A 13,881-nucleotide genomic window follows, 5' to 3' on the forward strand; every position below is an offset into this window, starting at 1 on the left:
GGGTGGCATGAGTCTGACTAGCAAGGAATTAAGGCACTCGGCGCATCCCAGCCCTAAAGGACTGGGTTTTCCCGTGCCATATGTCGATAAAGTGTTTTACCCCCCCTAGCCTCCCAATTCTGGGGTCAATAGTGTTCAAATTCCCCCAAACTTGCCGACGCTTTAGTGAGGATATTTAGGGGGCGGATCATGACTTTTTAAACAAGCTCTTGGATAACGATAAATAAGCTGAAAGTGGTGCTCTGTTTTGATCCAAAGATTGATCTGAAAGGGCACCACAAGCTTTTTTAGCCCAACATTTTCAGTCGTTCCTGGAGCATTTGCCGTTGAACAGCAGCGGCGTTGAGGGATTCCCGAGCTCCGGCAATTACTTCCTCCGGTGCTTTATTGACAAAACCGGGATTGCTGAGGCGTTTTTCGATGCTTTCATATTCTTTGCTGACTTTGTCCAAGGTTTTTTGGATTTTATTGCGGAGAATATCCAAGTCCACTAGTCCGGACAGGGGAATCAATACCTGGACTGTGTCCACCACTCCGGCGATCGCCTGGGTTTGTTCTGGGGGGAGTTGGGGCACAACCTGGAGATTTTCCACTTTGCCGATGTCCTGAATATAGGTTTCCCCTAGTTGTAGGGTTTGTCGTTCCTGGTCATTTTCACTTTGGAGGATAACTGTGACTATGTCCCCTGGTTTAATGCCCGCTTCCGCGCGGAGATTGCGGATGGTGCGGAGGGTATTGATCAACAGGTCGAACTGAGCTTCCAACCCTGGATCGATTAGGGACTGAATTACCTCTGGATAGTTTTGCAACGCGAGAAATTCTCCCTCGGCCTGGTGCAGAGTTTGCCATAGTTCCTCGGTAATGTGGGGCATAAAGGGATGGAGCAACTTAATAATGCTGTCCAACGTGTGGGCCAAAACTTGGCGGGCTACCTGTTGACGTTGTTTACCAATTTCGCCCCCTTCCTTATTCCAGAGTCTGGGTTTAGCTAGCTCAATGTACCAGTCGCAAAAATCGCCCCAAATGAACTCGTATAGACCTTTAGCCGCTTCCCCTAAGCCATAATTTTCTATTTGCCCACGGGTTTGCTGAACAACTTGATTTAGACGGGAGAGGATCCACCTGTCCGCCAATTCCAGATTTTCCACGGCGGCTAGACCCAATTGCTGCGGAGTTTGACCATCCAGGTTCATCATCACAAATCGAGCCGCATTCCACAGTTTATTGGCAAAGTTACGGGACGCTTCCACCGACTCCGATTCGTCTTTTTGGCGATCGTATTGCAGGCTAATGTCCTGACCTGCCCCGGCCACTTCCCGAATCAGAGTGTAGCGCAGGGCATCGGTGCCATATTTATTGATTAGCAACAGGGGATCAATGCCGTTATTGGCAGACTTAGACATTTTTTTGCCATTTTCATCCCGCACCAAGCCGTGGATATAGACATCCTTAAAGGGCATTTGTCCAGTGAAGTGGCCCGCCATCATGGTCATCCTGGCCACCCAGAAAAAGATAATGTCAAAACCCGTTACTAGGGTGCTGGTGGGGTAATACTTAGCTAAATCATCGGTCTGTTCGGGCCACCCCATGGTGGAAAAGGGCCATAGCCCCGAAGAAAACCATGTGTCCAACACATCGGGGTCCTGTTGCAATTGCACCGTCGGGCCATATTCTGCTTCCGCTTTAGCTAAGGCTTCCGCCTCATCATAGGCCACAATGAAAGAGGTATTATCGGCAATTGCTCCATTGGTTTCACTGACAACGTACCAAGCGGGAATTTGATGACCCCACCACAGTTGCCGGGAAATACACCAATCTTTGAGTTTTACCAACCAGTCCCGATAAACCTTACCCCACCGTTCCGGCACAAAATTAGGAGAATTGTCCTCATCCAAACAGGCCAGGGCATTCTGGGCCAGGCTTTCGATTTTGACAAACCATTGGGTGGATAACAGCGGCTCCACTGGCACTTTACCTCTGTCACTGTAGGGGACGGAATGACGATAGGGTTCAATTTTGACGAGAAAACCCTGGGCTTCTAGGGCTTGCACCACATTTTTGCGGGCTTCAAAGCGGTCTTGACCAGCAAAGTCCCCACCATTCTCATTCAGGGAACCGTCTTTGTTGAGCAGATTAATAAAAGGTAAATTGTGCCGTTGCCCCATGACAAAATCGTTGGGATCGTGGGCAGGAGTTACTTTCACGCAGCCGGTGCCAAATTCTGGATCCACCAACTCATCGGCCACAATGGGAATCTCCCGATTCATTAAAGGTAGGGTGATGGTTTTGCCCACCATGGCAGCATAGCGTTGATCATGGGGATTAACCGCCACTCCCGTATCTCCCAGCATGGTTTCTGGTCGGGTGGTAGCCACCACTACTTCTCCACTGCCGTCGGTGAGGGGATAACGGAAATACCAGAGATGACCGTCCACCTCTTGGTTTTCCACTTCCAAATCCGATACCGCTGACTGGGAGGCCGGACACCAATTGACCAGATAATTTCCTCGGTAAATTAACCCTTCTTCGTACAACCTAATAAATGCCGTTTTGACTGCTTGGGAAAGTCCTTCATCCATGGTGAACCTTTCCCTAGTCCAGTCCACGGAAACTCCTAAGCGGCGCAGTTGATTGACAATGGTACTGCCGGACTCCGCTTTCCATTGCCAAGCTAGCTCTAAAAACTCCTCCCGTCCCAGGTCATGCCGAGTTTTTCCCTCCGCTTTTAACTGACGCTCCAAAATAGTCTGTACAGCAATGCTAGCGTGATCAGTCCCCGGCAACCAGAGAGTGTTGTCCCCCCGCATCCGGTGGTAACGCACTAAAGTATCAATGAGGGAACTCTCAAAGGCGTGGCCCATGTGCAAACTGCCTGTCACATTAGGGGGAGGAATTACCACACAATAGGGTTCTCCTGGGGCTTGAGGATCGGCTTGAAACGCATGACTTTCTTCCCAAGCTGTTTGCCATTTGGCTTCGGTCACGGTGGGATCGTATTGGGGAGGCAGGGAGGTGGTCATGGGGTGGAGTTCACTGTTAGGCCTTCATCATTTTGCCATAGGTTAGGAGGGGGAATTGGTGAGGCTAAGGTTGGGCTAGGGCAAAATTTCCCCCATGGTTTTCTGCAATTTGATCCGAGAAGTTACGATGGTAGTCTGAACCAGTCTCAATTTTGGGCAAGGTTTTCAGCAACCGTTGGAATTCGGTCGAGTATCCAATTACTTTATTTTTGCCATGACACATTCTTTGCAGTGGGTTAATGCCCTTTCTACCAGGCCATCCCTGGAGGGGGCATTGGATGAGGCGATCGCCAAGGTGAGTGGTTCAGGGCAGGGGGATTGGGATTTAGCAATTTTGTTCCTTTCTTCTAGCTTTGCTTCCGATGCGGCCCGGTTAATGCCCCTGGTGCAAGAAAAGTTGTCAGTGCCCAACTTGATTGGTTGTTTGGGGGGAGGCATCATTGGTATGGCAGATCCCGATGCGGTGCAGGAAGTGGAAGGAAAAGTGGCGCTGAGCCTAACGGTGGCCAGGTTGCCAGGGGTAACGGTGACTCCGTTCTATGTCCATGGGGAAGAGTTACCTGATTTGGACGCATCGCCCCAAAGTTGGGTGGATTTGGTCGACGTCGATCCTGCCAGTGGAGCCGATTTCCTGATCTTGGCTGACCCAATGGCGGCAGGCATAACGGACTTTTTAGCCGGGCTAGATTTTGCCTATCCCCAGGCAACAAAAGTGGGGGGCTTAGCCAGTGGAGAAAATATGGCCATGGGGGGCAGTTTATTTTTGCAATCTCCCCACCATGCCAGTGGACGCTACGGGGAAGGTTTCATTGGGGTTGCTCTGGCGGGTAATATTCGTCTCGGTAGTGTGCTAGCCCAGGGCTGTCGGCCCATCGGTGAACCGTTTGTGGTTAACCAGGGAGAAAGAAATATCATCACGGAAATAGAAGGCAAAGATACAGACAGTGGCACGGTGGTGTTGGAAAGTCCCCTGGCCAGTCTGCAAAAACTGATTCCCACCCTCAGCCTCAAGGATCAGGAATTGGCCCAAAGTTCCCTCTTTGTCGGCGTGGCCAACGATGAATTTAAGCTGACTCTCCAGCCGGGGGATTTTTTAATTCGTAATTTATTGGGGGTGGATCCCCGTCAAGGGGCGATCGCCATTGGAGACCGGGTCAGAAAAGGCCAGAGGCTACAATTCCACCTCCGGGACCGGGAAACTTCCGCCGATGATCTGCGAATTTTATTGCGCCACTACACTGACGGCGAACCAACTCAGTCCCCCACCACGGCGATCGGGGCGTTGATGTTTTCCTGTTTGGGCAGAGGCTATGGCCTGTATGGTACCCCCAACTTTGACAGCCAAGTGTTCGGGCAATATTTTCCGGGGATAGCCCTGGGGGGTTTCTTTTGTAATGGTGAAATTGGCCAGGTGGGCAGTCAAACCTTTTTACATGGCTACACTTCTGCTTTTGCCATTGTTCACAGAGCTAGTTAATTGAACGGCGATCGCCTCTTACCATCGGGCTTTGGACGTGGAAGTGGATGACGACTATAAACTATAGCTGTTATGAAATTGCCCTTTGCCAAGTACTGCAAAAAAATTACGAAGATGCAGTTTATGCCCTGGGAAAAGTTTTGGAATGGTACCCTGCTATCTACCTAAGCCTGATTGAAGGGGAACCGGCTTTTGTCGACCAAGGCTAACTAAAGGATCCACAAAAGTAGATTGATGCTTTCTGAAAGGACAAGACTGGAAATATTGACACCAATCCCCAAAAGTGCAATAGTGATAGTTTGTGTGAACTTTCTTATAATAAAAGCTCTTGGCTAACGTTATTGTTATCGGCGCTCAGTGGGGCGACGAGGGAAAAGGTAAAATCACCGACTTATTAAGTCGATCAGCGGATGTGGTGGTGCGGCCCCAGGGGGGAGTAAACGCAGGCCACACAATTGTAGTTAACGATCAGACTTTTAAGCTCCACCTCATTCCTTCGGGTATTCTCTATCCAGATACAGAATGTATCATCGGTTCGGGGACGGTCATTGACCCCAAAGTCCTATTGCAGGAATTTGACCAGTTGGAAGCGTTAGATGTTTCCCTTGATCGCCTGTATATTTCCCAGACTGCCCATGTGACCATGCCCTTCCATCGTTTGCTAGACCAGGCATCGGAGGAAAAAAGGGGAGAACATAAAATTGGCACCACTGGGCGAGGCATTGGCCCAACCTACGCCGATAAATCAGAGCGCATGGGAATTCGGGTGGTGGATTTAATGAACCCCGAAATTCTCCGGAAAAAATTGCTTTGGACCGTTGAGTATAAAAACGTTGTTTTAGATAAACTCTACGACCTGCCTCCCCTGGATCCGGAAACAGTGATCGCAGAATACACCACCTACGCCAATCGCCTACGCTCCCATGTGGTGGACAGTTCCCTGAAAATTTACGAGGCCATACATCAAAGGAAAAACATTCTCTTTGAAGGGGCCCAGGGCACCCTCCTAGACCTAGACCACGGCACCTATCCCTACGTCACCTCCTCCAATCCCATTGCAGGGGGAGCCTGTGTGGGCGCTGGCATCGGCCCCACTATGATTGACCGGGTCATCGGCGTCGCCAAAGCCTACACTACTCGAGTGGGAGAAGGCCCCTTTCCCACCGAATTGGATGGAGAACTAAACCAACATCTCTGTGACCGGGGAGCGGAATTTGGCACCACCACTGGTCGGCGGCGACGCTGTGGCTGGTTTGATGGGGTGATTGGGCGCTACGCCGTGCGTATTAACGGTTTAGATTGTTTGGCCATCACCAAACTGGATGTGCTAGACCAACTGGAGGAAATTAAGGTTTGTGTTGCCTATGAACTAGATGGCAAAACCTGTGACCATTTCCCCGGCAACGCGGCGGAATTTGCCCGGTGTCAGCCCATCTATAAAACCCTCCCTGGGTGGCAATGTTCCACAGAGGAATGTCGCACCCTGGAGGATTTGCCTCCCCAGGCCCTGGACTATTTGAAGTTCCTGGCGGAATTAATGGAGGTGCCGATCGCCATTGTTTCCCTGGGGGCCAGTCGGGATCAGACAATTATTGTCGAAGACCCCATCCATGGACCAAAACGAGCCTTGCTCCATGCCAATGGCGACCCAGTGGCTTAGGATTGCCCCTTTGTTAACCCTGATTATTATTTTTACGAGTATTACCATGGCCCTTTCCATTGAATGTCAACAACGCCCCGAAAAAGTCAACCCTAGAGCCTTGCGTCGGGAAGGTTTAATTCCCGCCACCCTCTATGGTCACAATGGTGCTGAGTCCATTTCCCTGGTGGTAGACCACAAAACAGCTATTACTATGTTGCGGAGTGTCACCGTTAAAGAAACCCCCATCGAAGTTAAAATTCCCCATCTTTCCTGGGAAGGGGAAGCGGTAGTTCAGGAAATTCAGTGCCATCCCTGGCGCCGGAATCTTTACCACTTGGCTTTTTTTGCCGGTAAAAAATAACGGTATTCCCTAGGTTCCTGGGGATGATGAAACACGTTAGAAAGCATTAGAAAAAATAGTTGGGTTGGGGATGTTGACGGACTTTGTCCAAATCTCAACCCTGAATTTACGCGTCCCCTTAGTCGGCCAGATTAGGGGGAGTTTTTTATTGGCAGCTTAATGAGTTTTTACCCCATGGTGAATTGTTGTGGGTTGCGGGGGACAGTGGTACAGTGCCAGACTGGACTAAGAATAATCTCCCACAAGATTTTTCCATGCGCATCCTGATCATTGGCGCCACCGGTACCATCGGCAAGGCTATTGTCACCAGTCTTCAAGGTAAACACGAAGTGTTACAGGCCAGTCGCCAGGGCAGTCATTTTTCGGTAGACCTCACTGATCCAGCGTCTATCCAGGCTTTGATTGAACAGGTAGGGGTATTAAACGCTATCGTTCCGGCGGCAGGGGAAACTCGGTTGAAGCCCCTGGCCGATCTGACGGACCAAGATTTTGAATTTTGCCTGGGCAGCAAACTCATGGGACAGGTCAATCTGATCCGCTATGGTTTACAGGCGCTGACGGACAATGGTTGTATTACTCTTACGTCCGGGGTTTTGTCCCAAAAACCCATTCCCGGAGGCAGTGCTGTCAGTCTCACCAATGCTGGGTTGGAAGGCTTTGTGCGGGCAGCGGCATTGGAAGCCCCGAGAGGAATTCGCATTAACGTTGTTAGTCCTCCCTGGGTCAACGAAACCTTGCTCTCACTAGGAATGCCCCTGGGCAACGGATTACCAGCCGCAACGGTGGCCCAAGCCTATGTTCATAGCCTAGAAGGCACTATGACCGGAGAGGTGCTCTATCCGTAGTAACCAAGTAACCATATCTTAGTTTACTCTTCCCCCATCATGGATTGGAGATAATTTTCCAGTCCAGAATTGCTGATTAGCCATTGCTGGGACTCCAACCAATCAATTTGTTCTTCGGTTTCCTCAAGAATTTCCGACAAAACGTCTCGGCTTACATAATCCCGTTGGACTTCAAAGAAAGCAATGCTGTTGACTAAACCAGCCCTAATGCCCTGGTTCAAGGTCAGGTCATTGGCCAGGATTTCCGGTACCGTTTCACCAATGAGAAGTTTTTCCAAATTCTGTAGATTGGGCAGTCCTTCCAAAAATAAAACCCGCTCGATCAGGTTATCGGCCTGTTTCATGGCCTTGATGGATACCTTGTATTCGTACTTATTGAGGTGATTTAGTCCCCAATTTTTGCACATGCGGGCATGGAGAAAATACTGGTTAATGGCGGTAAGTTGCAGTTTTAACGCTTGGTTGAGATGTTGTCTGACTTCTAGGTTGCCTTCCATACTGTTATCCTCTGATGTGGAGTTTTGTTTGATGTTGTCGTCTCCATTTTTACCCATTCACGGTTCAGTGACGGGTTTATTTACCCCAACAGCAACAAATTGTTTAAATTGTTTTAATGTTTTGCCCCTGGAAAAATTGCTTTTCCCTCCAAATCCATTTCTCCCCCCTAACCCTAAACTGAACCAATTATGGCTGATTTGTTTGTCGGTGCTCAAGTTCGTTTAATTTCCCGTCCCCCCTATCTAAAAACAGCTGACCCCATGCCCATGCTCCGTCCCCCGGATTTGTTGGCGATCGCCGCGGAGGGAATGGTGGTGGATCGTCGGCCGGCGGGTTATTGGGGGGTCAAGTTTGACCGGGGCATTTTCCTTTTGGAAAGTCAATATTTAGAAGTAATTACGCCCCAAGAGAAAAAAAACGAAGTTTCTGGTTAAATGAATTGGAAAAATGCCCAAATTCAGTCTTAATGTATGGCATTAACCGCAAATAATCTTTTTTTGTCAATTTTAACCATATCTGGCTTTAGCCTTAGTGGAGGTTATGGCAGTATTCCTGGGGCGATCGCCGCTGAGCCTTGGCCTTCGGCAGCGCCAGTACCTAATACTTTGGACAAAATTCAATTTCCCCTGGGGGCCATCGACGTCCATGGATTGATTGGCCCGGAGGATGGTAAACGTTCCCAAGGCTATGAGTTTTGCATTGTGCCGGAGAAAAAAAGTGCAGTTTTGGCGATCGACCCTTTATTAACATTTTCCTCCAGCCCTGGCCGCATCGGTTGCACCAAGGAACAATTACTGTGCCTGGGGGACACCAAGCAAAAAAATTGGCGCCCCATTCTCTTTGCCCTGGCTCGATTGAGCTACATAGAAAAAATTTTGCCCCACTGGGGAGAATAGAGTCCCTTGTTAGGAACTGTTTTGTGTCCATGGACAGGAGAAGCATCTAGTGCAAGGGATACCTTTCCGTTAAGATAGTTAACGCTGAACAATTGAGTGCATTGCTAACCAAGCGGCTAAGCGACAGCCCCCTAGCTGTCCCCCGTTTTGCTGGCGATCGGCCGTTGACCCAGCTTCCAAAATCTTCTTCTATAGTTAAAGGTATTGTAATGAATCAAGAAATTTTTGAAAAAGTAAAAAAAATCGTCGTGGAACAGTTGGAAGTGGATCCCGATAAAGTGACCCCCTCCGCTACCTTTGCCGAAGATTTAGGGGCCGATTCCCTCGACACCGTGGAATTAGTCATGGCCCTGGAAGAAGAGTTTGATATTGAAATTCCTGATGAAGTGGCAGAAACCATTGACACCGTGGGTAAAGCCGTTGAGCACATCGAAAGTAAATAAATTTCGGCCATAGCCTCTACTCCCCCCCATAGGCCTTTGGAGCCCGTTTCCCAGAAGGTTTAAGCTGCTGTTTGGGCCAGCCGGTTTGCCCTCTGGGCCAGGGTCTAACCCCATCGCTGTATTTTTGCGGAGAACCCTAGGGGAGTCCCTCCCCCGATTTTATCTATTAAGTACCATGGCAAATTTGGAAAAAAAACGTGTTGTTGTAACGGGATTGGGAGCCATCACTCCCATTGGTAATACCCTCCAAGATTATTGGCAAGGCTTAATGGAAGGTCGCAATGGCATTGGCCCCATTACCCGTTTCGATGCCAGTGACCAAGCCTGTCGCTTTGGGGGGGAAGTTAAGGGATTTGATGCAACCCAGTTTCTTGACCGCAAGGAAGCTAAGCGCATGGACAGGTTTTGTCATTTTGCGGTTTGTGCCAGCCAACAGGCAATCAATGACGCTAAGTTGGTCATTAATGATCTCAATGCCGATGAAATTGGGGTATTAATCGGTACAGGCATTGGTGGTTTGAAAGTGTTGGAAGATCAACAAACTATCCTGTTAGATAAGGGGCCCAGCCGTTGCAGTCCTTTTATGATTCCGATGATGATCGCCAACATGGCTTCGGGGTTAACTGCCATTAACCTAGGGGCAAAGGGCCCCAACAACTGCACTGTGACTGCCTGTGCGGCCGGTTCAAATGCCATTGGGGATGCGTTCCGTCTGGTGCAAAATGGCTATGCCAAGGCGATGATTTGTGGCGGAACAGAAGCGGCCATCACTCCCCTGAGTTATGCCGGTTTTGCTTCAGCTCGGGCTTTATCTTTCCGCAACGATGATCCCCTCCACGCTAGTCGTCCTTTTGACAAGGATAGAGATGGGTTTGTCATGGGAGAAGGGTCGGGTATTTTGATTTTGGAAGAATTTGAATCCGCCTTAGCCCGGGGAGCAAAAATTTATGGGGAAATGGTGGGCTATGCCATGACCTGTGACGCTTACCACATCACGGCACCGGTACCTGATGGTCGGGGGGCTACCAGGGCAATCGCCTTGGCCCTAAAAGATGGGGGCTTGAAACCGGAAGCAGTAAGTTATATCAATGCCCACGGCACTAGTACCCCAGCTAACGATGTGACGGAAACTAGAGCTATTAAACAAGCTTTGGGGAATCATGCTTACAATATTGCTGTTAGCTCGACCAAATCCATGACCGGCCACCTGTTGGGCGGCTCTGGGGGCATTGAAGCGGTGGCCACTGTAATGGCGATCGCCGAGGACAAAATACCTCCCACCATTAACTTAGAGAATCCGGATCAGGAATGTGATTTGGATTATGTGCCCGGTCAAAGTAGGGCCCTAAAAGTAAATGTGGCCCTGTCCAATTCCTTTGGCTTTGGGGGCCATAACGTCACCTTAGCCTTCAAAAAATATCAATAGCCCACCAAAAAATTTCCCGAACCGTGGGAAGATGGTAGCAATTTGGCCTGCCTTGGCCCCTACCATTACCGCCCCCCGGTGGATATTGACCCAATTATTGCTAGTTTATTTTTCCAAACATTATGGTCGTTGCTACCCAGTCCTTAGACGAACTTTCTATTAATGCCATTCGCTTTTTAGCCATTGACGCCATTGAAAAGGCCAAATCTGGCCACCCTGGCTTGCCCATGGGAGCAGCGCCTATGGCCTTTACCCTGTGGAACAAGTTCATGAAGTACAACCCCAAGAACCCGAAATGGTTCAACCGGGACCGCTTTGTGTTGTCCGCCGGCCATGGCTCCATGCTGCAGTATGCTCTGCTCTATTTACTGGGCTATGACAGTGTGACCATGGAAGACATTAAACAGTTCCGTCAATGGGAATCTTCTACCCCCGGTCACCCGGAAAATTTCCTCACCGCTGGGGTGGAAGTCACCACCGGCCCCCTGGGTCAAGGTATTGCCAATGGTGTTGGTTTGGCCCTGGCGGAGGCCCATTTAGCCGCCACCTACAATAAGCCCGATGCCACCATTGTGGACCATTACACCTATGTGATTTTGGGGGATGGTTGCAATATGGAAGGTATTTCCGGGGAAGCTGCTTCCATTGCCGGCCATTGGGGCTTGGGTAAACTAATCGCTCTTTACGACGATAATCATATTTCCATTGATGGCTCCACCGATGTGGCTTTCACCGAGGATGTGAGCAAACGCTTTGAAGCCTACGGCTGGCACGTGCTCCATGTGGAAGATGGCAACACTGACCTAGCGGCGATCGCCAAGGCCATTGAAGAAGCCAAGGCCGTAACCGATAAACCCACCATGATTAAGGTCACTACCGTCATTGGTTATGGTGCCCCCAAAAAATCTGGTACTGCTGGCATTCACGGGGCTGCGTTGGGCACCGATGAAGTGGCAGCCACCCGCAAAAATCTGGGTTGGGACTATGCCCCCTTTGAAGTACCCCAGGAAGTGTTGGACTACACCCGTAAAGCGATCGACCGGGGCGCCAGCTACGAAGCGGAATGGAACCAAGCTTTTGCCCAGTACAAAACTAAATACCCCACTGAGGCCGCAGCTTTTGAACGGCAACTGAGCGGTAAGCTTCCCGAAGGTTGGGAAAAGAACTTGTCCAGCTTCACCCCTGCAGATAAAGGCTTAGCCACTCGTAAATATTCCGAGGGTTGCTTGAATGCCCTAGCCCCCGTTTTGCCAGAATTGATCGGCGGTTCGGCGGATTTGACCCACTCCAACTTGACGGAACTCCACTGCTCCGGCGATTTCCAAAAAGGGGCTTACCAAAACCGTAACATCCACTTTGGGGTACGGGAACACGCCATGGGTGCCATCTGTAATGGCATTGCCCTCCACAGTTCCGGTTTACTGCCCTTCGGTGCCACTTTCCTAATCTTCACCGATTACATGCGGGCCGCCATTCGCCTTTCTGCTCTTTCCGAAGCGGGGGTAATTTGGGTGATGACCCACGACTCCATTGGCCAAGGGGAAGATGGCCCCACCCACCAACCGATTGAAGTGTTGGCTTCCCTCCGGGCTATTCCCAACTTGACCGTGATTCGTCCCGCCGATGGGAATGAAACCTCCGGTGCTTACAAAGTGGCGATCGCCAAAGCCAAGGAAAATGCCCCCACTCTCCTGTCCCTCACCCGGCAGGCTGTACCTAACTTGGTAGGAACTTCCCTCGACGGAGTCGCTAAAGGAGCCTACACCATTGTTGATTCCGAAGGGACTCCTGAGTTAATCTTGATAGGTACGGGTTCCGAAGTACAACTTTGTGTGAGCGCCGCTGAAAAGTTGGCCGCCGAAGGCAAGAAAGTCCGGGTAGTTTCCATGCCCTCTTGGGAGCTGTTTGAATCCCAAGACGCCGCCTACAAAGAGTCAGTGCTGCCGAAGGCTGTCACCAAACGTCTTTCCGTAGAAGCCGCCACCAACTTTGGTTGGCACAAATATGTGGGCACGGAAGGAGATACAGTTAGTATTGAAACATTTGGTGCCTCGGCCCCCGGTGGGGTTTGCCTAGAGAAATTTGGTTTCAGCGTTGATAATGTGCTGGCCAAAGCTAAAACTCTCCTGAGCTAGTCCCTCGCCCCCAAGCTTAAAACTCCTCACTGTCCCCTCTCCTAATTGTTAGGGGGCTTTTTTTTGTGCAGAAAAGATCGGCCAGTGTGAAAATTTAACGGAGGCAATACCTTAAAATAAGGTAAACAACTGTGAAGAAACTTAAAGAAAAACTCTATGGCCGCCCATTTGCCGTCCTCTGCTAACCGTTTCAGCAAAAATTTTGCCTGGCTTTTGGCCGCTAGTTTGTCTTTAGTGTTGTGGTGGGCACCGGTGGGCACCGCCCAGGCAGTAAATAACCCCGAGTTATTGCCGCAAAAAAAAACTCCGGTGGTGGACTTGGCCAACTTTTTACCGGAAATCCAAGAAGCTCAGTTAATTGACGATCTGAACAGCTTTGAGGTGGAAACGGGATGGAAATTGCGGGTCTTAACCCAATACGACCGTAGTCCGGGGCGGGCAGTGATTCCTTTTTGGGGTCTGGACGACAAAAGTATTTTATTGGTGGCCGATGGCAGGGGGGGTAACCTATTAGCTTTTAGTATTGGGGATGAGGTGTATGAGCTGATGCCCCGCACCTTTTGGATTGAGATGCAGGCTCGCTTCGGCAATATATACTATATTCGGGATAACGGAGAAAATTTAGCCATTACCAAAGCCTTGGAGACCGTTAAGGGCTGTCTGGTCAAAGGGGGTTGTAACGTTGTGCCTGGATTACCCAGGGAACAGTGGATTTTAACCTTGGTAACGTCCATTGTGGGGGGATTAATTTTTGGTTTTGCGGCCATTCCCCGATCGCCGAATCAGACCTTTGCTTGGCAATGGGTATTAATTATGTCGCCCCTGTGGGGAATTTTAGTGATCGCCTTTGGCATTGGCCCTGTGGTAACTCGCACCAGCGACTTTTTGCCCCTGTTCCGTAATTTGATGGGCTTTAGCCTCGGGGTTTTGGTGGCGTACCTTTCCCCCATGTTTAGCCAAATCAACAATAATCCCCAAACTTAAGCATTCGACTAGGGTAATTATGATAAAAAAAACTCAAAACTGAAGTCATACCGGTTCCCGCATTAAGAAAGCTGAGTTAAAGAGAAGTTTTTGGCATCAACCAATATAGCCGCAAACCTATGGGAAAATCCCTTAGATTATCTCTTTCATGACC

Annotated in this window: 13 protein-coding genes; 11 read left to right on the top strand and 2 right to left on the bottom strand. The window is 49.8% G+C overall.

The window, feature by feature from the left end; all coding sequences use genetic code 11:
* Window positions 1-287: 287 nt before the first annotated feature.
* Window positions 288-3,020, bottom strand: coding sequence for a valine--tRNA ligase (gene valS, locus IQE94_RS02505; protein WP_212715937.1), 2,733 nt, complete (start codon window positions 3,018-3,020; stop codon window positions 288-290).
* 214 nt (window positions 3,021-3,234) lie between these two features.
* Here valS and IQE94_RS02510 point away from each other — a divergent pair, with 214 nt between their 5' ends.
* The 5 genes from IQE94_RS02510 to IQE94_RS02530 all read left to right on the top strand — a co-directional run bounded on the left by IQE94_RS02510 (window position 3,235) and on the right by IQE94_RS02530 (window position 7,345).
* Window positions 3,235-4,497, top strand: coding sequence for an FIST N-terminal domain-containing protein (locus tag IQE94_RS02510; protein ID WP_223342649.1), 1,263 nt, complete (start codon window positions 3,235-3,237; stop codon window positions 4,495-4,497).
* Between the two features lie 47 nt (window positions 4,498-4,544).
* Window positions 4,545-4,706: a hypothetical protein gene (locus tag IQE94_RS02515; RefSeq protein ID WP_223342650.1), complete on the top strand. Its 162-nt coding sequence runs from the start codon at window positions 4,545-4,547 to the stop codon at window positions 4,704-4,706.
* Window positions 4,707-4,825: 119 nt separating this feature from the next.
* Window positions 4,826-6,157: an adenylosuccinate synthase gene (locus IQE94_RS02520; RefSeq protein WP_190596088.1), complete on the top strand. Its 1,332-nt coding sequence runs from the start codon at window positions 4,826-4,828 to the stop codon at window positions 6,155-6,157.
* Between the two features lie 46 nt (window positions 6,158-6,203).
* Window positions 6,204-6,500: a 50S ribosomal protein L25 gene (gene rplY / locus IQE94_RS02525; RefSeq protein WP_041425930.1), complete on the top strand. Its 297-nt coding sequence runs from the start codon at window positions 6,204-6,206 to the stop codon at window positions 6,498-6,500.
* A 254-nt stretch (window positions 6,501-6,754) separates the two neighbouring features.
* Window positions 6,755-7,345, top strand: a complete 591-nt coding sequence (locus IQE94_RS02530; protein WP_223342651.1) for a short chain dehydrogenase — start codon at window positions 6,755-6,757, stop codon at window positions 7,343-7,345.
* Window positions 7,346-7,368: 23 nt separating this feature from the next.
* Here the strand turns inward: IQE94_RS02530 and bfr are convergent, their stop codons facing one another.
* Entirely contained in the window at window positions 7,369-7,842 is a 474-nt protein-coding gene (gene bfr, locus IQE94_RS02535) for a bacterioferritin (RefSeq protein WP_212715939.1), read from the bottom strand.
* A gap of 189 nt (window positions 7,843-8,031) precedes the next feature.
* Here bfr and sipA point away from each other — a divergent pair, with 189 nt between their 5' ends.
* From sipA to IQE94_RS02565, 6 genes are all read left to right on the top strand, one after another.
* On the top strand, window positions 8,032-8,277 hold the full coding sequence (gene sipA / locus IQE94_RS02540; protein WP_212715940.1) for a regulatory protein SipA: 246 nt from the start codon (window positions 8,032-8,034) through the stop codon (window positions 8,275-8,277).
* A gap of 36 nt (window positions 8,278-8,313) precedes the next feature.
* Window positions 8,314-8,739, top strand: a complete 426-nt coding sequence (locus tag IQE94_RS02545; protein ID WP_212715941.1) for a hypothetical protein — start codon at window positions 8,314-8,316, stop codon at window positions 8,737-8,739.
* Between the two features lie 209 nt (window positions 8,740-8,948).
* Complete coding sequence (acpP, locus tag IQE94_RS02550; RefSeq protein ID WP_190596080.1) at window positions 8,949-9,182, top strand: acyl carrier protein; 234 nt, start codon at window positions 8,949-8,951, stop codon at window positions 9,180-9,182.
* 175 nt (window positions 9,183-9,357) lie between these two features.
* Window positions 9,358-10,608 (top strand): beta-ketoacyl-ACP synthase II, encoded by a 1,251-nt coding sequence (fabF, locus tag IQE94_RS02555; protein WP_212715942.1) that lies wholly within the window; start codon window positions 9,358-9,360, stop codon window positions 10,606-10,608.
* A 122-nt stretch (window positions 10,609-10,730) separates the two neighbouring features.
* Complete coding sequence (gene tkt, locus IQE94_RS02560; protein ID WP_223342652.1) at window positions 10,731-12,743, top strand: transketolase; 2,013 nt, start codon at window positions 10,731-10,733, stop codon at window positions 12,741-12,743.
* A gap of 156 nt (window positions 12,744-12,899) precedes the next feature.
* On the top strand, window positions 12,900-13,727 hold the full coding sequence (locus tag IQE94_RS02565) for a TPM domain-containing protein (protein ID WP_223342653.1): 828 nt from the start codon (window positions 12,900-12,902) through the stop codon (window positions 13,725-13,727).
* Window positions 13,728-13,881: the final 154 nt, after the last annotated feature.

This window comes from Synechocystis sp. PCC 7339 (genome assembly GCF_019924095.1).
Taxonomy (GTDB): domain Bacteria; phylum Cyanobacteriota; class Cyanobacteriia; order Cyanobacteriales; family Microcystaceae; genus Synechocystis.

Coding starts and splice junctions, on each gene's coding strand:
- valS (WP_212715937.1), bottom strand. CDS start 3,020: ATGACCACCTCCCTGCCTCCCCAATACGATCCCACCGTGACCGAAGCC.
- IQE94_RS02510 (WP_223342649.1), top strand. CDS start 3,235: ATGACACATTCTTTGCAGTGGGTTAATGCCCTTTCTACCAGGCCATCC.
- IQE94_RS02515 (WP_223342650.1), top strand. CDS start 4,545: ATGACGACTATAAACTATAGCTGTTATGAAATTGCCCTTTGCCAAGTA.
- rplY (WP_041425930.1), top strand. CDS start 6,204: ATGGCCCTTTCCATTGAATGTCAACAACGCCCCGAAAAAGTCAACCCT.
- IQE94_RS02530 (WP_223342651.1), top strand. CDS start 6,755: ATGCGCATCCTGATCATTGGCGCCACCGGTACCATCGGCAAGGCTATT.
- bfr (WP_212715939.1), bottom strand. CDS start 7,842: ATGGAAGGCAACCTAGAAGTCAGACAACATCTCAACCAAGCGTTAAAA.
- sipA (WP_212715940.1), top strand. CDS start 8,032: ATGGCTGATTTGTTTGTCGGTGCTCAAGTTCGTTTAATTTCCCGTCCC.
- IQE94_RS02545 (WP_212715941.1), top strand. CDS start 8,314: ATGGCATTAACCGCAAATAATCTTTTTTTGTCAATTTTAACCATATCT.
- acpP (WP_190596080.1), top strand. CDS start 8,949: ATGAATCAAGAAATTTTTGAAAAAGTAAAAAAAATCGTCGTGGAACAG.
- fabF (WP_212715942.1), top strand. CDS start 9,358: ATGGCAAATTTGGAAAAAAAACGTGTTGTTGTAACGGGATTGGGAGCC.
- tkt (WP_223342652.1), top strand. CDS start 10,731: ATGGTCGTTGCTACCCAGTCCTTAGACGAACTTTCTATTAATGCCATT.
- IQE94_RS02565 (WP_223342653.1), top strand. CDS start 12,900: ATGGCCGCCCATTTGCCGTCCTCTGCTAACCGTTTCAGCAAAAATTTT.